This window comes from Microcoleus asticus IPMA8 (assembly GCF_013179805.1).
In the GTDB taxonomy this organism is placed as follows: domain Bacteria; phylum Cyanobacteriota; class Cyanobacteriia; order Cyanobacteriales; family Microcoleaceae; genus Microcoleus; species Microcoleus asticus.
On record NZ_SRRZ01000069.1, the window covers coordinates 1 to 18,255 of the forward strand.

At 44.5% G+C, this 18,255-nt stretch carries 14 protein-coding genes and 2 pseudogenes; 3 read left to right on the top strand and 13 right to left on the bottom strand.

Features of this window, described 5'->3' with window-relative positions:
- Positions 1-239, top strand: a pseudogene (locus E5S67_RS32550) (hypothetical protein); the annotation flags it as partial.
- On the opposite strand, the gene E5S67_RS18615 reads toward E5S67_RS32550, so the two are convergent.
- The 5 genes from E5S67_RS18615 to E5S67_RS18635 form a co-directional block, all read right to left on the bottom strand.
- Positions 206-1,192, bottom strand: coding sequence for a hypothetical protein (locus E5S67_RS18615; protein ID WP_172189731.1), 987 nt, complete (start codon positions 1,190-1,192; stop codon positions 206-208). The pseudogene E5S67_RS32550 and the gene E5S67_RS18615 overlap by 34 nt on opposite strands.
- Positions 1,193-1,206: 14 nt before the next feature.
- Entirely contained in the window at positions 1,207-4,410 is a 3,204-nt protein-coding gene (locus E5S67_RS18620; RefSeq protein ID WP_172189733.1) for a hypothetical protein, read from the bottom strand.
- 62 nt (positions 4,411-4,472) lie between these two features.
- Entirely contained in the window at positions 4,473-5,087 is a 615-nt protein-coding gene (locus tag E5S67_RS18625; RefSeq protein WP_172189735.1) for a hypothetical protein, read from the bottom strand.
- 136 nt (positions 5,088-5,223) lie between these two features.
- On the bottom strand, positions 5,224-7,629 hold the full coding sequence (locus E5S67_RS18630; protein ID WP_172189737.1) for a hypothetical protein: 2,406 nt from the start codon (positions 7,627-7,629) through the stop codon (positions 5,224-5,226).
- Between the two features lie 233 nt (positions 7,630-7,862).
- Positions 7,863-11,396: a hypothetical protein gene (locus E5S67_RS18635; protein WP_172189739.1), complete on the bottom strand. Its 3,534-nt coding sequence runs from the start codon at positions 11,394-11,396 to the stop codon at positions 7,863-7,865.
- Between the two features lie 189 nt (positions 11,397-11,585).
- Here E5S67_RS18635 and E5S67_RS18640 point away from each other — a divergent pair, with 189 nt between their 5' ends.
- A complete protein-coding gene (locus tag E5S67_RS18640) occupies positions 11,586-11,810 on the top strand; it encodes a hypothetical protein (RefSeq protein ID WP_172189741.1) in 225 nt (74 codons plus the stop codon).
- Positions 11,811-12,045: 235 nt separating this feature from the next.
- On the opposite strand, the gene E5S67_RS18645 is transcribed toward E5S67_RS18640, so the two are convergent.
- Together E5S67_RS18645 and E5S67_RS18650 are read right to left on the bottom strand one after the other, a co-directional pair.
- Positions 12,046-12,669, bottom strand: coding sequence for a siphovirus Gp157 family protein (locus E5S67_RS18645; RefSeq protein WP_172189743.1), 624 nt, complete (start codon positions 12,667-12,669; stop codon positions 12,046-12,048).
- Between the two features lie 2 nt (positions 12,670-12,671).
- On the bottom strand, positions 12,672-12,845 hold the full coding sequence (locus tag E5S67_RS18650; protein ID WP_172189745.1) for a hypothetical protein: 174 nt from the start codon (positions 12,843-12,845) through the stop codon (positions 12,672-12,674).
- Between the two features lie 65 nt (positions 12,846-12,910).
- Here E5S67_RS18650 and E5S67_RS18655 point away from each other — a divergent pair, with 65 nt between their 5' ends.
- Positions 12,911-13,984, top strand: coding sequence for a hypothetical protein (locus tag E5S67_RS18655; RefSeq protein WP_172189747.1), 1,074 nt, complete (start codon positions 12,911-12,913; stop codon positions 13,982-13,984).
- Positions 13,985-14,098: 114 nt separating this feature from the next.
- Here E5S67_RS18655 and E5S67_RS34790 read toward each other — a convergent pair whose 3' ends face one another.
- The 6 genes and pseudogenes from E5S67_RS34790 to E5S67_RS18680 all read right to left on the bottom strand — a co-directional run bounded on the left by E5S67_RS34790 (position 14,099) and on the right by E5S67_RS18680 (position 18,135).
- Positions 14,099-14,299, bottom strand: coding sequence for a XisI protein (locus E5S67_RS34790; protein WP_425487378.1), 201 nt, complete (start codon positions 14,297-14,299; stop codon positions 14,099-14,101).
- Between the two features lie 76 nt (positions 14,300-14,375).
- Positions 14,376-14,522: an element excision factor XisI family protein gene (locus E5S67_RS34795; protein WP_246276850.1), complete on the bottom strand. Its 147-nt coding sequence runs from the start codon at positions 14,520-14,522 to the stop codon at positions 14,376-14,378.
- Positions 14,510-14,926, bottom strand: a pseudogene (locus E5S67_RS18665) (element excision factor XisH family protein). The gene E5S67_RS34795 and the pseudogene E5S67_RS18665 overlap by 13 nt, the downstream one beginning before the upstream one ends.
- A 318-nt stretch (positions 14,927-15,244) precedes the next feature.
- On the bottom strand, positions 15,245-15,583 hold the full coding sequence (locus tag E5S67_RS18670) for a hypothetical protein (protein WP_172189749.1): 339 nt from the start codon (positions 15,581-15,583) through the stop codon (positions 15,245-15,247).
- Positions 15,584-15,967: 384 nt separating this feature from the next.
- Complete coding sequence (locus E5S67_RS18675; RefSeq protein ID WP_172189751.1) at positions 15,968-17,668, bottom strand: relaxase/mobilization nuclease domain-containing protein; 1,701 nt, start codon at positions 17,666-17,668, stop codon at positions 15,968-15,970.
- A gap of 65 nt (positions 17,669-17,733) precedes the next feature.
- Positions 17,734-18,135 carry a plasmid mobilization protein gene (locus E5S67_RS18680; RefSeq protein WP_172189754.1) on the bottom strand — a complete coding sequence of 134 codons (402 nt, stop codon included), beginning with the start codon at positions 18,133-18,135 and terminating at the stop codon, positions 17,734-17,736.
- Positions 18,136-18,255 lie beyond the last annotated feature (120 nt).

Below are 18,255 nucleotides of genomic sequence, written 5' to 3' on the forward strand. Positions count from 1 at the left end.
GAGTGGGAGAGTGGGAGAGTGGGAGAGTGGGAGAGTGGGAGAGTGGGAGAGTGGGAGAGTGGGAGAGTGGGAGAGTGGGAGAGTGGGAGAGTGGGAGAGAACAAGCGGGACAAGCGGAAACAGGAAACCCTTATCCCCTCACCCTCTCACCCCATTCCCCCCCACTCCCCCTCCCCCACTCCCCACTCCCTACTCCCCACTCCCCTTATTCACCCAGGGTGATGCCTCCCGGCATTTGAAACAGTCCGGCTTGAGTAGAAGAAGCGGTAGCAGCCGCAGCATCCTGCCGTCTCTGGGCTGTGTTAATTTCGTTGAGTTCTTCAGCTTGTTGAGCATTGAGAATGTTGGCAAAACTGCGATCGATTTGAGCTTGCTGGCCCTGCATGACTAAGGCACTTTGATTTTCTGCTGATAAGGCTGCTTGCTTAGCTGCGATCGCACTTTGTTGAGATATGTTTCTCATAATGTTCTGGGTGACATCTTGACCTTCTGAATCAGCACCCAATTCCATTGAATTTTGGCTCTCGCGATTAGTTTGCTCTACGTTCTGCTGGACAATTTCTTTCATCTGAGCTTGCTTTTGTTGAGCTTCTTTACTGAGAGTGGCTTTATTGGCTTCACTGACAGCACTTTCTCTTTCTGCGAGTTCTGCGGTATTCTCTTTGAGGCTGTAAGAATCTTGCGGTCTCTTCTCTAAAGCAGCGGATAGTTTTGTCCCTTCGCTTTCGGAGGTGTTGCCGTCCATTATGCTTTTAACTGCTTCTTTTAGGTCTGGAACTTTCAATTCTCCCAGGAATGAAGAGAGGGTTGACTCTATTTCACTGCTGAATTTTTCGACTTTATTTAACAAATTGTCCCAGATGCCTGAGATGCTGTCGGAGATGGTGGAGATGGTATCTGAAATTTCGCCTGTTATGTCGCTAATTGTGTTTTCTATACCTCCTATTTCTTTCTGGTTGCTCAAGAAGTTATTAGCTGATTGTTGGATTTGGCTTTCTATTTGTTGATTGGGCACTGTGAAGCTGGAGCGGTTGAAAGTGCTGCTGTTAGGATTGTTTAAGCTGGGAAGCTGTGTTGCAGTCGGATTGCTGTCAGAGGTTTGGGCTTTTGCTTCAACAGAATTTAGTATTAAGCTCAGCCAAATTGCAGGAATGCCGAGGGCAAGTTTGACAAGAAATTTCGGTGATTTCATCGGTTTTTCTCCGTCTAGCTAGCAATAAGGTCTTGAGGGGATTTGTGTCCATTGATATCAGTGACTGCATTCTTGCCAATATTGGTTAATGAACGTCCTTCTTTAACAGCTTGTACGTATTCAGAGGCAAATTGTTTGAGTGCTAGCAATTGCCCTTTTAACGTATTGGGATATTGAGCCATCACTCGCGCACGAGCCATCAATTCAGCTTGATTGTTAGCCACACTTGCTAATATCATTTCGCCTGGATAGTATCGGCTTTGCCAGAAACGACCTCCTTTTTCAATTAGCCAATTGGAATAAAGGTCGGCAGCTCTGGGAAGGAAAGCTTCTGTGGCATTTTGGCTAATAATTTCAGCCGGATATCCCAAATTTTTGATCCAAGAAGTGGCTCCGTTTGATGTCAATCTTCCGGTAATTCGATACACCATGTTTTGCATAATCATAGTTCCCGCACTACAGTCACAAATACTGTCGATATCTTGGGCTAGCAAGAGCACTGAAATGCCATTTTTTCTACCCACTGCACAGAGTTCGCCTACTACTTCAGCAAATCCGTCTTTCTTAAACAAAATCGAAAGTTCGTCTCCGATAAATAGGCTTTTAGGGTGAGAAAGTGCGTTACGGATGCAAGCAGCATGGGCGTTAATGGCCATTAAATACTGGTCTTGTTCGTTACCCAAACCGCTAAGGGCAAAAAACTTAACAGCGGGTTCGGGTGAAAATGTACTCGGTCTGCCAATTGCTTTCCCTAAAGGTGAGGCTAGTAATGCGTTGCATTGAGTGATAATTTGGTTGATGGCAATGCGGTCGAAGTCGGTAAAGTTTTGTAGGTTTAGTTGCTCTTTTGTGCAGAATTTCAGGAGGTTTGTGAGGGTTGGCATTTCTTGCCACGCGGTCGATTTCCAGCCTTTTTCAAAGGCAGTATTGTAGCGCTCGATAATGTCTGGGTCTTCCAGAAATTTTTTCAGAGTTAGCAGCAAAATGGCATCGACTCGCTGCGCTAATTTTGGGTCGCGGACTTTACCCATGCTGATAATAGTCAGCGCTTTTCTGATAAACTCTTTCCATTGGTCTAGTCGGCGCGATCGCTCTTCTCTGTCAAAACGCCTCAAATCGGGTATTTCAAGTAGATTCGAGCTGCCAGAGGTGATGTCGTAGTACGCACCGTCGTCGCCTAACAGTTTTACTGCTGTCTCAAAGGTGCTGCCACTTCCTGCTGAGATGTCCATACCGACTACTGGGATATTAGCGGCTATTGCATCTGCTGCAAATCGCCATCCCAAAACACTTTTACCGCAACCAGACTCGCCTGTTATGACAGCGCGGCTGGTTTGGTTGTGCATGAGGTCAACGTACACGGGTTTGCCGCCTTTGGTGATGAATTCAACTCCTTTTGAGTCGATGTCCCTTACAGCAGTTAAGGGCAAAATACCGGGGACAGTTTCGGTGTCTAAGGTGAGGCGGCGTTCGTTAATTAGCGAACTGCTGTGCAACAGCCAGCTTACAGTAATGGGCAAAGTTTCTAGCCACAGTTGCCAAGCAATGTTGCGCTCTCTTAATACCTTGGCAGAGCCGAAGCTGTGGGAGAGCATTTGGCAAGCGTGTGTTAGTTGCTCCGGCGTTGGTCGGTAGACTAAGAAGGTGACAGCAGCGTGAATTGCTCTTGCACCTTTGTACATTTTTTTCTGGGCTTCAAAGGATTCTTCCTGTTTGACTTCTGCTCCTACATCGCGACCTTGACCTTTTTCTAAAGCGCGTTTTTTGGCACTTTTTGATTGTTTAGCTTGCCTTGCTAAGTTGTCTTGAATAATAAAGTTGGGAGCGGCGCTAATTTCGACAACGGCTTCAGTATCGCGGACGTAGCTGTTGCTCATAATTTTCCAGAGCCATTGCAGTTGCTCTCTGGTATTGAGCCAGCCGCCGGGGCCCTCTTCCATTGTTAGCACGCCGCATTCTGCGTTTCTGCCGGGAAGCAAAATGCGTGAGCTAGCTTTTCTGTGTTCCGGGCAGCTCGAACGGCCGCTCATACCTTCAATTAAAATGGTGCAGGCGTGTTTGTGACTGTTGAGGGTTTCGGTTAGTTTGTAGTCGGAGGCGGTTTCTTTTAAGGTGAGAAGTTGGGGGATAGGGGGTACGGGTGAGCTGTTGAATTTTTGCCACAGCCATCCCCACAATGCTTGGGCATTCATGGGTTGAATTTCCAGTCCGATTTTGGTGTTTAGCAAGAGTTCCCACCGGATGTAGCCTTGCTCGAAAGCATCCAGCAGCAGTTGTTTGTAAAAGCGTTCAGAGTAGATGCGCTGGTTGCCTGTAAATTGTGCAGCAATGCTGTTGGCTGTGTTGATAATTCCATTGATGAATTTACTCAGAGGGTCGTTGGACTTGGAGCCAGATTGAGCGTTGAATGTCCAAGTGCAGAAAATAGTTTGGTTCCACAGTTGTCTGGTGCCTGCTAAGTTGAGTTCTTGAATGCGTTTCTGTTCGTTACGAACGAGTACAGAAATGGGTTTGAGGTGACAGTTGTCAGCCAATTCAGTTAACTGTTGTTGGCGAAGGCAATCGCTGCTGTAGCAGCCGGTGTGAAAGGTCATTTTTTCACCTGGGGGAATGTCTTTTAGCCCTTCTTCTAAGGCTGTGGCTGCATTGTTTACTTCATGACGGTACAGGATGTTGTGAAAGCCAGCCGTCTCGAATCCGAATACAATTTGGTATTGACTGCCTTCATTCAGTAAGTAACCAGAAACTTCTCGACCATCCTTTTTGATAGTGACTAAACACAGGAGGTTTTGGTAGTTTTGGAAGGGCATAAGTCGGCTGTTACCTCCTTGTTGAGTGGGAGCAACTTTGGGTTTAAGTTTGACTCGGACTTGTGAATCGCTGATTCGGTGGCGAATCGGGTTTGGTCGGTGTTGGGGAACGGGAGAAAGGTATAAAAGATTACCGTTGTACCACTCATTCCCCGGCGGAGGTCTAAACCTGTCTACAAAAAGGTGAGGTTTGTTACCTGTCAAGAGCCACCAGCTTACAATGAGCCAGAAAGTAGTGGTGAAAAACCAAGGCATTCCTAAGCTGAATAAGCCGTTGGTGAGGAGGTAGGAAATTACGGTGATTAGCATCCAGGGAATTAGCTGTTCCGCTGGAATAATGCCGATGCTGGCTTGTTTGCCAAGAATCTTATTGACGGAAATAAAATCTTTATCTGGGTCTTTGAGCATAATTTAAAGGGTTTAGATTTGAGGTTGAGATGTGGGAAGACAAACCCTTCCCCTTTGGATAATTAAGCTCCACCTCCGCCACCGCCATTGCCAATGAAGAGGAAAGTTATTACGTCAATGGCAATTACAATGGCAAAAGCTAAGGCAACTTGAGTCACAATTGGTCGCCAGTCATTGCCTTGCTGCGCTTGGTTGTAAGCAAAAAGAGACGCGGCTGCTACTAACAAAAGGAAGGCTCCGCGAATTAAGTTGAAAATCAGTTCGATGACTTCGGCATCAATAGCTTCACCTCCTGCGGAAGCCGCTCCTTCTGCTAGCTCAGTCATAAATTCTTCTAAGCCGGAGAGGAAGATGGCGTTGGCGGGGGAATCGAGCACGGAGCACAGTGCAGTGGAGGTAATGATGGCAGTAGCAACGTGCCAAAATCGAATTTTGCAGCCGATATATCGCTCTACAATTGGAATTGCTTTAGCGGTGTGCCACAAACTCAAAAAGACTATACTGGAGCAGCCTAAAGTTGCAATTAAGAGCGGGTCGTGAAGGCTGAAGTAGATGAGTGAGGCCAGGCAAATGCCGATGAAGGGAATGTCGCCCAGTTTGATTTTCTGTTGTTTTAACCAGCGTAATAATGAGTTTTGATTTCGTTCATGTCTTGTTTTGTCTAAGTAAGTAGCCATGTCACTTGCTCGCTAAATTTATTGCTTAAATGCTAATTTAAGCTGCATCTACTGCCTGCAAAATCACCAAAAACGGTGATTTTATACAGTGAGAGTGACCCCCTCCAAATGGAGGGTGCAAGTGAAAAAAGTTATTTCAAATCTCCATCTCGGCTTCAGTTTTTCTAGCTTCCTGCTTGTTGGAGTTATGGTTTGGAGCGAGTTGCTGTTGGGAGAGGAGATTTTCTACTTCTTCGGGTGGAATGTCGCACAGAAGTACCTCAAGATTACCTTTTTGGAGGCTGGCCTCAAAAACTATCTCGCTGTGAGAGTTAAAGCCTTTGACAGTACCCTTCGACTTGGATTTATCGCTGAATTCGACTTCAAAGTCGAGGCGCGAGCCTTGGGAATCGGTAAAGCTGATTTCATCCTGACCGCTTCTATTTACCATTTCAGCTAGACGTTCTTGGTTGAGAGCTTGTTGAAAAATCTTTAAGCGGTCGAGTTCTTCTTTTTCTTCAGGTTTCAGGAAGTCGTTTGTCACTTTCCATTCTCCAGTTTTATCCTGTACTGCTGAGAACATTTCCTCGCCTTCCTTAGTTTTTAAGCTGACAGCGGTAGAGGAGTCAAGATTCGTGACATAAAGTTTGGCTTCTCCTAAATCAACTCCATCTTCTAATGCAATGCCTTCCGCATTTGCTTCTTCTTCAGCGAGGCTGTAAATTTTTGCCAGTGTTGCTGCAAGTTGGGCGTCCTGAGTAAGATTTTGGGCTGTCACAGTGATTTTTTTAGCAGTAGCGCTAGCGCTGCTAGCTGGGATTGTTGATTCTAATGAAATTTTTTCACCTATTTCTGTTGCGTTTTGTACGAATTGGTCGCTGAGGGATGGAGTTGAGCTGTCGGGCGGTTCTAATTTTGCATCCCCAGCTTGAACGCCTGTCTCGCTTTTTTGAAGAGAAAGTTTGTTCTCTAAAGCTTCTATTCGCTCTTCTAGGGTATCGAGTCGCTTTTCAAGTCGGTTGAGTGCTTCATTTATTTGTACGAGTTGTTCTTCAAAACTCGCCTCTGTGTCAATCTTAATAGAAGCCGTTTTTTCAGAATTGTTGTCTCTCACACGACCGGAAATTTTATCAACTTTTCCGTGGACTTTGCTAACAGCTTTAGCTAAGAGCATACCGGGTGTTGAGACAAATTCGGCATCCGGTTCAGATAAGATGTTTTGTTCCGGTTCTGGCTCCGGTTCAGCTATTGGTAAAGCTTCGGATTCGACCGTTGCATCTGCCATTGAATCCGCTTCAGCCAAGTTGGTAACCCGCTGGGAGAGCGAGTCAGCTCGCTGGCTTTGAGCTTTGAGCCTTTTGACAATATCGGCAACTTGGCGCTCTTTTCCAGCGCCAAGAGCAGCTTCTATAATTTGAGAAGCTGCTTTTTTGCCAATCAGAGTAGCGAGAACCGCAACTTGAGCGCTCATGCCGCTTACAGTTGTGCCTTCTACCTCACTTCCAGAAATGGCTGTTCTACCACTAACTTGTACAGCAGCATCGAGGATACTATCGATGTTCTGGTCGTTTGATTTTTTGCCTTGAGGTCGCTGTTGGCTAGTTCTGGTTTTGGAAGGTGTGGCTGCTAAGGATTCAGCAACTTCTACCGCTTCATCTGTCTGAAGTTTTCTTTTGGCTTGGGATTTAGTTGATAATTCTTCGTCTTCCAAATCTTCTCGCTCAGAGTTTTGAAGGTGGCTTTTAGCTTGTGATTTATCTTTAGGTTGAGGTTTTTTGACTTCAAACTCATCTAACTCACTTAGCTCATCTCTCGGAGAGCGGCTTAAGGCTTTAGATTTAACCAGTGGTTCTTCCGAATCCAACTCCTCTACGTCATCTTTTCGGGATCTTCTTTTGGTTTTAGAGTTGGGTGATGGCTCGTCGTCATCCGAATTTTCTATTTCATCTTTTTTCGATTTGATATTGGCTTTAGATTTCGATCTGTGCGATGGTTCATCATCTTCTAAGTCATCTAGTAAATCGTCTTTTTTAGACTTAGTTGCCGTTTGAAATTTCGATCGACGCGAGGGTTGCTCATCCTCTAATTCATCTAGTAAATCGTCTTTTTTAGACTTAGTTGCAGCTTTAGATTTAGACTTGGGGGAGGGTTGCTCATCATCCAATTCATCTAGTAAATTGTCTTTTTTAGACCTTGTTTTAGTTCGAGGCGAATCGAGTAATGCTTCAATTCCTGTTTTAGTAAATCGGTTGTCGTCCGGCTCTCCCAAGTGCTCCATCATGTACTTTCCTGTGGTAGAGCCGTACTCGGGTCGATCGCTCAAACTGAGGACGAGTCCGTTGTGCTTGACCTCCACGCTAATGCCAGGTTTGCCGTCTGCTTCCGTTAGTTCTTCAATTGCATCGGCAAAATCTTCTACGCTGGTGAGTCCGTTTTCCAGGCAGTAATCTAAAGCTTTCTCGCAGCGATTTCTTAGGTAGTTGAGGATTTTCTTGCCCTCGGCTGTGTTAGGGGTGATGTAGTTTCCCTGGCTTCGGCTTCGGTATGCTGTTTTTGTAGCCATAATCTTTGTGGCGGCGTGAGTGGATATTTCCCATGAAATTCGAGCAGTATGGCTACTGACTTCACTCGGAAGAGCGGTTTTGGGGAGTTAAAGTGACCCCCTCCAATCGGAGGGGGAATTGTCGTCTACTAATAAATAGTTCCTGTTTGGAACTCGCTAAAAAACTAACTGTTTGGTCAACGAGCTTTCTTGGCGTTCACACTTACCCGGTCTTAGATGTAGGGTAGTTGATGTTAAAGTTGTGTATCTGCATCTCTTTTTGGTGAAGATGTAGAAGCTAATTCAGCATCAACCTCTTTGAGGTATTTGATAAACTGAGAGCTGTTATTTTCAGAAAGTTTTTTAATGATTTGACCTGTTTTCAAGTCAGCAGCCAAGACCGGATTATCAGCTTCATCTCTGACTAAACACCTAACATTATTGCGAGATTGGCTAATAAAAGCTGTCCAGTTCCCCACAGGGATTTTAGTTTCTCCAGTTTGGTTATATGCTTCAGAAATCGCATCTTTCAGCAATTGTGAGAGGTGGGCGGGGCTGGCAGCAATGTCTTCGGGTTGAGATGGCGGTTTGTTTTGGGTAGGGGTTGGCGATACAAGCGATCGCTTTTGGGTAGGGGTTGGCGATACGGATTGCGATCGCCCTTGACAAGGAGTTGGCGCGACTTCTGCAAGTTCCTCAACTGATGCAATTAGTTGCACAGAGCTAGGGTTGATGTTTAAGATCAGAGCGCTGCCTTTATGCGAGGGTTCAATAGTGGCCTCAAAGGTAGTGCCGATCGGCAATTTAGGTGAATTAGCAGAGAACATAGCTAATTCTTGTCCGTCAAGGAGGACAATAGGGCTGCCGTCGCGCCTCGAACCGCTACCGCTAACAGAACCCACCTCAAAAGTCAATGTTTTCTGCCTCCATTTTGGACTGCTAAAGTCAACATCTTTCAAGTCATTGTACTTCTGTCCAATCAGTTCAGCTCTGTCAAACTGAAAGCTTTGCAATTGCTGGCAAATTTCATCTGTAAACAAATTTAGAACCAATGCTGCTTTAGGTGTTTGGTTTTGGGACTCAAGCCAAGTATAATCAGCAGGAGCTACAATGCGTGAACTGACATCTTTGGTGCGACCAAGACCATCCCGGTAAGTTAAGTCTAAACTGTCGATGTCGTTGACATTTTCGCAAAACTTCTTCTCAAGAATTCCCACCAGTTTTTCGCTGGGTTCAATTAAGGCAAAATTGACCATTGGCAGGCTCGGATGCAAAGTTGCTTCATATTTAATGCCTTTGCTGTCTAACAATTCTTTCCAATGTCCAGCTAAGTCTTTGCCAACTGGCTGTCGCTTCTTATCCATGACAGTCTTATTGCTGCCGTCGAGTTCAAATTCCTCGAAAGGGACGCTCAGAACGTAAGTGTCTTTTGGCATTGCTTCGTGGAGTCGCTCGTACTCAGGTTCAAGGTTGAATTCAATCAGCAGTTGGCGAGAAAGTTCCTTACAAGCTTTGCGAGGGACTTCTAAGTTGGGATTGGCGGTTTCGACGTGCCACATCGCACTAGCAGCTAAAAACCGTTCTTCAGGGTCAGTCCAAGCTTCGGTCACATCGGCTCTTAAGCTCTCGTATAACTTGCTGACGGCTTCTTTAATTGCCTTAGAATCGCCGCCGCACTCCAAGTGAATTTCGCCCATCCTTTCTCGATAGCGTTCCTTAATATCTTGCGCCCACCTGACATAATGTTTCTCCCATTTTTCTCGCTCATCTAAGTCAGAAGGAGACTCGAACAGGTAGCGAAACTCGTCGCGGTGGCGGCTTTTTAGACGAGTCGGTTCCCACTCTGGGTTAACAGCCTCTCTAGCAATGCAATTGATAGCGGTGCCGTCTCCTATAGGTAATGGCACCGTTTTGTAAAGCCTGGGGTCGTCTTTGTAATCAAATAGGTAGCTTGGGTGCTGTTCTGACCACTGCTTAGCTTTGGATAACAAGGTGGGGTGGTGGTCTTCGGTGCGAGTAGCACTTTTGGGACTGTCCACTTCAATTTGCAGGGCATCAAATAGCTTTCCAAGAAGCTGCCGCTTCTGTTGATTGAATAAACTTTCTGGCTGTCCCGGTTCTGCTGCTGACGATTGCACTCTCCCGATTAAGGTAGCCACCCAGCCGATTTTATTTTGGGCGATCGCTACGGCAATTTGCCGCAATTTGGTATACTTGCGATCGCCATCACTATCGGTAGCTTTAGTGTAGTCAACTTTCTCTCGCTTCTCAACTGCATCGTACTCATTCTCTTGATTAGCGTGCCTGGTTTCAGAGGCGATATTCGGCATTCGGGAAGCAGGCGTAATCACTAATTGATCGCCGTCAAAATCGCATTGATGATGCTGCAGGGCTTGGTCAGAGCGAATGAAAACGCACCCTTTGTATTGCGTTAATTCGCGCTGGCTTTTGTTGTCTACTGTGTAGCGGCGGATGTTATCTTTACTGACAATTGGGTATCGGGTAACGATGACTTCTGTGCCGTGTCGCAAGTGGGGGGCAACAATTGTACCGGGTTGGAGGTTGTCACAAGGTTGAGCCATTGCTGAACCATGATGAATTGCTCCCTTAATTGCTAAGTCTTTCCACTTTTTAGCCAGTTGTTCTTGCATGAAATCGACGACTTTGGGAAAGTCGAGGAGTTGACCGAGTTTGTCGTTCCTCAAAATTGAAATTAGCCGGGATTCGTTGCGTTGGGCTTTTTCATCTGTTTCGTCTTCTAATCCGCTGCTGTCTTCGTGAAGGCTAGATTGAAAAGCAGCTTTTTTGTCGTGCTGCTCCACTAAGTATTTGGCAAGTTGCAGCCGGTTATTTTGCAAGTCAGCGAGCTTTTGGACTTCTATTTTGGTCGGTGTGGCTATGTCAGCTCCAATAGCTGCTTCGGAATACCAAATCGAAAATTGCCAGGAATTTTCGTATTCAGTTACTTTGGCGTTGCCTCGATTTCCCAGTATAGCTTTGGGAAATTCGTAGTCGCCACAGGGGATAAGTTCAGCTAATTGCAATGCGGCAACTCCTTTGATAGAGGAGCGATCCATGATGATATCATAACCCAAGTCGGAGGTTAAATTAGCATCAGGCAACAGCGTTCCTTTGGCAAGAAAGCTAATTTCTGGAGTGTGGCAGTCTTCTTGTCCCCATTCCTGCATCCAGGCAAATCTGAATTGAAAAGGTCGGTTGTAATTCCCTCCTAATTGTTGGGCTAGTGCCGGTGAAATTTTACCGTGACAGTCTCCGGTTTGCCACTTATGAGCTTTCGCTTTTTCACTTTGGTCATCGCTTTGAGAATCAACAATTTTGAGTCGCAAGGTTTCGCCGTCAAGGGAGCTATCTAACAATTTGGCTCCTTGGTTGCAACTGCTAACTAGCAGTGAGCCGTAGCGACAGGCGTGGTCGGGTTGGGTTTTGAATAAGCTCAACATTTTGGTTGAGAGTTCCATGTCTGCAAAGTACACATTTTTGCCGGAGCTGAAAGCAACTCTTCGGGTAATACCATCTCCGAAATCGATGTTTTTCAGAGGGTCGAAGCTGGTATCATTTGGGTCTGGTTTAACGATGGTTAGGGATGCTAATTCTTCAGGTTCAAAAAGCAGTTCAAGCAGGGAGTTACGCAGCACTTCTGATTCAGCTTGGTACCGCCCCTTTGCTCTACCTTCAGTCAAGGACATATCAAAGACTGGGATTTTTAGTCCTTCCCCAGCTACCCATTCTGTGGAGCGATATTCTGGGGTAAGTTTTCTTCTGCTCATTGATTAGCTCCTGAATCCTAGTTTTTACATTTTTAGGACTTACGCACAGTAATAGTCCAGATTTTGACAATGTTGTTCCTTCACAAATTCCTGCTACTGAGTGATATTTACCCCCTCCAATTGGAGGGGTTTAGAAGAAAGAAGTAGCGTGTTACAATCAGGATGACAATCCCAATGTGGAGAAAAAAAATGAAAGTAGTCCGCACAACTACGGCTATGAAAAGCCAACGGGATTATTTCTCTGATAGCGATAGCGATGCACTTGCTCGCGTTGCTTTTGGAGAAGGTGAAAACAGTCAGCAGTTTGGAGGTTTGAGTTTTGATGCTGACGGGGTTATTCAAGGTAGAGCATCAATGTTGTTCAACGTCACCGAAGAACAAGTGGAGAACCCTCAATACTGGATTGATTTATAAGAGATACCGACCGAAATTAAGTCTTCGCTCTTACAAAACAAACGTGTCACATTGTAATATCATTTGTAAAAAGTCTTGCTACAATCTGCATCGTTGGGTTTATTTCACGAAATCAACCTACTGTTGCTACTGTTGCATGACTTTTCATAAATGGTATAATTCGGAGGTGTCTAACTCGGAGATATTTAACAATTCAGGTGTCAGATCAAGGTATTTGTGACACCTGAAAAGATGGCTAACGCCGTTTTTTGGACGGCGTTTTATCCGAAGAACGACTTTCAAGCGTTTGGTTGACTTGAAGAGAGTGCAAATTGTTACCGCCAAGCAAGCTGTAAACCACTTTGCGCTTGCGAAAAACCCTAGTGCCATCTACAGGCATTCCTTGTTTCCAAGCGTCTGAAATCGCCTTTTTGTCGGCCGAAATTACGGTTTTGGTTTCGACTCGGCGATAAGGTTCTGGCAGTTGAGATGAGTCAATCAAAACTTCACAGGTAGGTGGATTTTCCTTAACAGTAATGCGGCGGTGTTTGCCGATAACTTCAGAAGTTAACACGCCGCACTCGTTGAAGTAGAGAACGGTTTTATCTAAGCGCTCTCTCCACCCCTGGAGTTTGTTGATAGCTCTTGAATGCAGTTCTATCAAATACTGCATCCGGGCGGTAATTCCTGCAATTTCGGCATCAATTTGATCGGCTAAGTCGGCATGGGCATCTACAGCAAGTTCCTGGGTTTCTTGGGTTTGCCAAAGGGATTGCAGCAGTTGGTCAATTTCTTCTGAGCTTTCTGCTGACTCTAGTTGATGCCAAAGTTGAGCCGCAGTTATTGAACTTTGAGCAAGCGTTGCGGTGGCTAAATTCATGCTTAGTATCCTCCGTTGATGCAGGTGTGATAATAATCGCGGCGTTCTTCGAGTTGAGTAAGCGCAGCCATTGTTGCCTCGTCGGATTTAAGAGAGATTTGTTTGTCCTTTTGAATTTTGCTAACTGGTTGAGAATGAGTTAAATTTTGTGAGTTTGACTGGGTAATTTTTGGCATACAATTCAAAAAACTTTCTTAAAAATAGCGCGACCGCGCTCTTAAAAAAAGGAGTATTTAAAGTTATGAATTATCCTATAGTTTTTTACCCAAAAGTGGTAATGCAATTCTGCCATCAATATCCTTTGCCAGAGGCAACTTCTAGTTGTGCCACCTCATCCCAACTTCAAGAAACTCAACAATTCGGGAAACCTGTTTTTTTGTTGACTCCGCCTCAACCACCTGTGGTGTTACCTGTCAAGTTGCTGTGGTTAATTTGGGTGTTTTGGCTCTATGGTGCGATCGTACTTCCGCTGTTAGCTATTTCTTGGGGTTGGCTGTGGTGGGAAATGCTGTTGGTAGTAGCTGCTTATTCATGTTTAATTGCGGCTGCTTATAGTTATGTGTTTGGTTGCCGTCAAAAACTGCTATCCAGGTATAAACAGCAAGTTCTTGAGTACAACCAACAAAATATATTATTCCCTCAACATTTATCCTCGAATAAACAGCAAGAGTTTTCTAGTTTTAAGGTGGAAAAAGAAGGGTTGCAGACAGGTTTAAAAAGCGCAAAACTTGAGTTAGATTCCAGAAATCGATTGCTCAAGGATTTGATGTCACTTCGCGTTAGTCCTAATGGCACATCTCAAGCTCGGCAAGGAGTGAGTGAACAACGCTTTTTGCAATACTTACAGCAATATTTCGAGGAAGTTGTCCAAGCAGCAGAGTTTAAAATTCCGTCATCTCAGAGGAGCTATTCAGCAGATTTTATTGTAATTCACACTCCATCTGGGATAGGAATTGATGTCGAGATTGATGAACCTTATGCTGGCAAATCTAAGAAGCCCACTCACTGCTGCGATGCTGACAGCGATATGCGCCGCAATCAATTATTCTTAGAGTGGAATTGGATTGTGGTTAGGTTTACTGAAAGGCAGGTGGTTCAGGCTCCTTTGAGCTGTTGCAAGTTCCTGGCGATTGCGATCGCCTTTGTAACGGGCGATCGCTCTTATTTAAAGCAACTGGAAACTGAACCCGATTTGCTGAGCGTCAAACCTTGGACAACAAGAGAGGCAAGGGCTATGGCTAAAAGCAACTATCGCCTTACTTATTTATCTGGATTTGGTGTCGGTTCTGCTTGCAATCGGGTTTCAAAGTTTTGATGCGAGCGCACGCAATATCCGACTTATTGACTGCAATAAATGTTGATAATTAATACAAAAGAAATAAAAAAGTAGCCTTCAAAAAAGCTAAGTTTTTTAACCATTAAGCGTAATTTATCCAATAGCAAAGTCACTTAATTGTCGCATATTAGGAGGGTCAAAACCAAGTATAATGTCTTGTTTAGGAACTCCTAATTCTACGAGCTCGTTAGCAATACCCACCTCGGTTCCATCCTGCTGAATCCAAATTTTATTGTCCATAATATCTAGGTGCAAAACCGGGCCATAAATTCGCCGCTGATTGCGCCAGCCCACATATAGCAAGTCTATTTGAGTCGTGAATGTAGAACAACCTCAAACGCTTGTGATGATTGAATCGATTGTTTACATCTCAAATGGTTTTGCTATATACTAATTGATAATGATCGCGCTCGGTATCAAAGATAGTTTGAGCCTGAATTCGCTCATCCCACACAAGACTAGCGTGTTGGGAGAGCAGATTTTGGATGTGCTGCCTATAAAGGTCTACATTTGCCATTGTGCGATCGCCTCCTGCTCTATATCGTAAACAATTAAATGAATTTGGTTTTATTGAATTAAAGACTGAATAAACCCCATTGTAAAAAAACTATCTTAGACATTGCTGGGTACTGCTAGGTATAAAAGGCGGTCAGTTTCTTGTTGTTGCAAAGCTGCTCGATAACTAATGAATTGTCCTAATGCTGTGTAAAACTGGGAGATTTTGGAGGGGCCAATAAAGCTTTTGATTTCAACGGCAATTTTTTGTCCGTCTTTTTCGGCCGCAACCACCCTTTCGGCACCCAAGTCGATGTAAAGTTCTAGAGTTCCTGCTTGTAAAGTGTATGGATCGTGAGTAATCTGCCATCCATCTTTCTGGAGAGCGATTTTAACGACTTCGTGAAAGACATCTTTAGCAGACATAGCTGTACTGACTCGTTGTGTTTAATATCTCGGATAGTTGTATTTCAAGTATATACGCTCTTCATCTGAAAGCGATGTTCTCGGGCAGCGCCACAAAACTTTGCCCCTCTGCCTTTTTTATGTCAGAAAAAGCCTTTCGTCCAAATATGATTGTCCAGCCGACGTAGTGTTGCGCCCGACGACTCGAACATATCGGCTTGTTCTTAGTGCAGGAGATACACCTATGGTGCTATGAGAGGAAGACCATTTTTGGATGTGGCGAAAAATGTTTGCTATTGGCTGCCGGAGAAACAAACTTGTCTCTCCGGCATAATTGAATTACCAGTCGATTTTTAGCTCGCAGTTTTTGTGGCTGCCGTTGCTGCTACCATTGCTGCTACCATTATTTGTGTCGTTGTTGCTACGGTTGCTGCTTTCGAGAGGGAATTGGAAGTTTAAGGCCAGCAGCTCTTGCTCGATAATTGACTTTCTGTCTTGGACTTTTTTGTCTCTCACAAGTTGCAGAGCGTGGATTATTTGGTCGATCGTTTGATAGCTTGTTTGTTGAAAATTCAAAACAAGTGTTGTTTCCCTGCCCATAATGTACAGTTCGTTTTCTGTTTGGTGGACGAAGGTTAAATTATTGAAGTAATAGGTGTAGGTTTGCGATAGTTCCATTTTTTTTTCCGATGCTTTATTTTTGGGCGCGACAGCGCTCATAAATTTGTTTTTTCGTAAATGTTAGTGAGTACGCTAAAATGTACAAATAATTTATTTTTACCCATGCTGACTCACAAATTATTAGAGCAAGCACGGCCTCAATTTACTTAATAGTTACGCCAAAATAGTTGATAAATACGTTAAAAAAGCTGTCAAAATTAGTGACAGCAATATCAGTAATTGGTACTCCTGCCTGGTAAGAATAATTGGGGGAATAAAACGGTTGACCCACCGTTATCAAAACCTTGATAAGCCGAACTACCCAGTAATTTATGTCGCAACCAGGAAATTTGTTAGCTAGCGCTTTTATTTAATAAAAGTCAAATTTTTAAGTGGCAATAACTAATCCAGTTCGAGCTCTTGGGTGTGCCGTTTATACTGTTGATTATTTTGTTTAGGAGTTTGCTGTTCTTGCTCAATTAATTGTATCCAGATATCATTCCAACTTGACGGTGGATTGACAAGTTCTGCATCCGCTAGCAACGATCGCGCATTTTGAGCGAGCTGAGAATTTTCGGCGATCGCTATAATAACGCTATCGAGTTCTTGTAAGAATTGTATAGGCAGTTGTGAAGCTCGTTCAATTCCTAGGTAAAGTGTCGCTGGTGCTGTTGTAGAGTTATCCTGTTCAATCAGCAAAATTGAAAGGGCTTCGATTGGGTTACAGGCAATCACAGCTCGCTCAATTTCTCCGGTAGTGGCTACCCAGAAAGCAGCTTCAGATGACAGGGGATGGGTTGTAGTAAAGTTGCCTCTTTCATCTAGAACAAAAGCGAACCGGGCTTCCCCCTCAAGCGTCCGTCCTGTAAAGACAGCCTTTTCAGAGGCGGCATACAGCCAAGAATGAGAGTGCAATAAATCGAGCAATTCTAAAGGTAAACTGTACTCGACTGCTAGATGCGATCGGACTTTTTGCCACTGAGTTTCATTCCTTTCAGGCAGGATAGACAGTTGTAACTCTAACTCATTTGCTGTTGCAGGAATTGCAGGTGTAGTTGTTTCTAGCTCAGATTGTGACAACTCTAACTCATTGGCTGTTGCAGGAATTGCAGGTGTAGTTGTTTCTAGCTCAGATTGTGACAACTCTAACTCATTTGCTGTTGCAGATAGGGTTGCTACTAGCTCGGATTGTGACGACTCTAGCTCATTGGCTGTTGCAGATAGGGTTGCTGCTAACTCGGATTGTGACGACTCTAACTCATTTTCCTCTGCCTCACTGGGGGCGATAGCTAAGTGTTGTGACTGCATTAAAGCCTCAATTAGGGCGTTATCTCGCCCTTTGTCATAGCTAACGCCTCGATGCTTCTGCAATCCAGAAAAAGTGTAGGCTCTACCCAATTGAGTGCCACTTAAAGCGACTCCATCTAAATTGTAAGAAATGCCTTGACTGAAGCCGATTCCAGTTAGTGTTACTTGCACCTCTACGGCTTGTTGCTGCAACCGCTCAACGAATTCTGGCATACTTGGGTTGTCTTGGGTAGCTTCATCAATTAAGTCTTGCAATTGCACCCTGACGCTCTTGTTTCCCTTGCTTTTTAATTGCCTGTGTTCTCCTGTAGTCTGAGCTCGCTTGTCTGTTTCCCAACTGGGTGTAACAGTTTCCAGGTTGTAGTTCCGTTCGAGCTGGCGAATAGTTTCTTGGCTTTTGTAATAGTCCCAGCTATCGTCAACAACGCCTCCATCTAGGCAAATGCGACTGGCGACGATGTGAATGTGGTCGTGTTCTGTATCGCTGTGCTTGACAACTGCGTACTGGTTGTTGTCAAATTCCATCGCTTTCATGTAGTTGGCTGCGATCGCCAGCCAGCGTTGGTCATTTTCTTCAGAATCTTCTAGTTTTTCGGTGCTATCGACAGATAAAGTGGCGTGAAAAACTGCTACTTTCAGGTTAGGTCTTAGTTGTCGGGCGATCGCAAATTCAGCAGCGAGTTCTTCAGGAGTTTGTCCGCACATAGTACCGCCAATTAGAGCGGCGTCTTTTTTGCCCAGCACGTAGTTCAAACAGCCCCTAAAGCCTGTACCTTTGATTTGTTTGCCAATCATAACCCAAAAGTCGTCAGTTGCACAGAATCGATTGCTCAGGCGGTAAAGCCGAGCCTTGTTAATAATTAGCGTACTGTAGATTTGGCGAGGTTTGCCACTATTGCTTTAATCGTAGCTTGGTTCTCTCGAATGAGTTGCTGTACTCTTTCTAAGAGTCCTGTATTGACAACAACTGGTTCTCCCAATACCACAGCACTATTGCAAGCTTTAGTAATTTGATTGAGGTTGTTTCCGGCAATTCTCAATTGGGCATCAATCTTGCATAACACTTGATAGGCTTTTAAGTCAAATGCAGCTAGAGGGCGCGGTATGGCTCTCCTCAAAGCTGCACGGCGCATGAAGTCGCTCATGCTCAAATTTGCCTGCTCTGCTCTTGCTTTAATTTGATTGTAGTCAGAGTCAGTGAGGCGAATGTGAATATGGTTGGATAGCAGCTCTCTAGGTTTGACTTCCGATAAAGTTTTCATAGTTTTTAATCAGTAAAAACCTCTTGCCAAGATACAAGTTAACAACTGTAATTAAAAACCGCTAATCAGGTGATTTTATCCCCTCCAATTGGAGAGGGCTATTAGAGGGTTTATCAAAGT

Coding starts and splice junctions, on each gene's coding strand:
- E5S67_RS18635 (WP_172189739.1), bottom strand. CDS start 11,396: ATGAGCAGAAGAAAACTTACCCCAGAATATCGCTCCACAGAATGGGTA.
- E5S67_RS18670 (WP_172189749.1), bottom strand. CDS start 15,583: ATGGAACTATCGCAAACCTACACCTATTACTTCAATAATTTAACCTTC.
- E5S67_RS18625 (WP_172189735.1), bottom strand. CDS start 5,087: ATGGCTACTTACTTAGACAAAACAAGACATGAACGAAATCAAAACTCA.
- E5S67_RS18630 (WP_172189737.1), bottom strand. CDS start 7,629: ATGGCTACAAAAACAGCATACCGAAGCCGAAGCCAGGGAAACTACATC.
- E5S67_RS18640 (WP_172189741.1), top strand. CDS start 11,586: ATGAAAGTAGTCCGCACAACTACGGCTATGAAAAGCCAACGGGATTAT.
- E5S67_RS18615 (WP_172189731.1), bottom strand. CDS start 1,192: ATGAAATCACCGAAATTTCTTGTCAAACTTGCCCTCGGCATTCCTGCA.
- E5S67_RS18680 (WP_172189754.1), bottom strand. CDS start 18,135: ATGAAAACTTTATCGGAAGTCAAACCTAGAGAGCTGCTATCCAACCAT.
- E5S67_RS18650 (WP_172189745.1), bottom strand. CDS start 12,845: ATGCCAAAAATTACCCAGTCAAACTCACAAAATTTAACTCATTCTCAA.
- E5S67_RS18620 (WP_172189733.1), bottom strand. CDS start 4,410: ATGCTCAAAGACCCAGATAAAGATTTTATTTCCGTCAATAAGATTCTT.
- E5S67_RS34795 (WP_246276850.1), bottom strand. CDS start 14,522: ATGGCAAATGTAGACCTTTATAGGCAGCACATCCAAAATCTGCTCTCC.
- E5S67_RS18645 (WP_172189743.1), bottom strand. CDS start 12,669: ATGAATTTAGCCACCGCAACGCTTGCTCAAAGTTCAATAACTGCGGCT.
- E5S67_RS18655 (WP_172189747.1), top strand. CDS start 12,911: ATGAATTATCCTATAGTTTTTTACCCAAAAGTGGTAATGCAATTCTGC.
- E5S67_RS18675 (WP_172189751.1), bottom strand. CDS start 17,668: ATGATTGGCAAACAAATCAAAGGTACAGGCTTTAGGGGCTGTTTGAAC.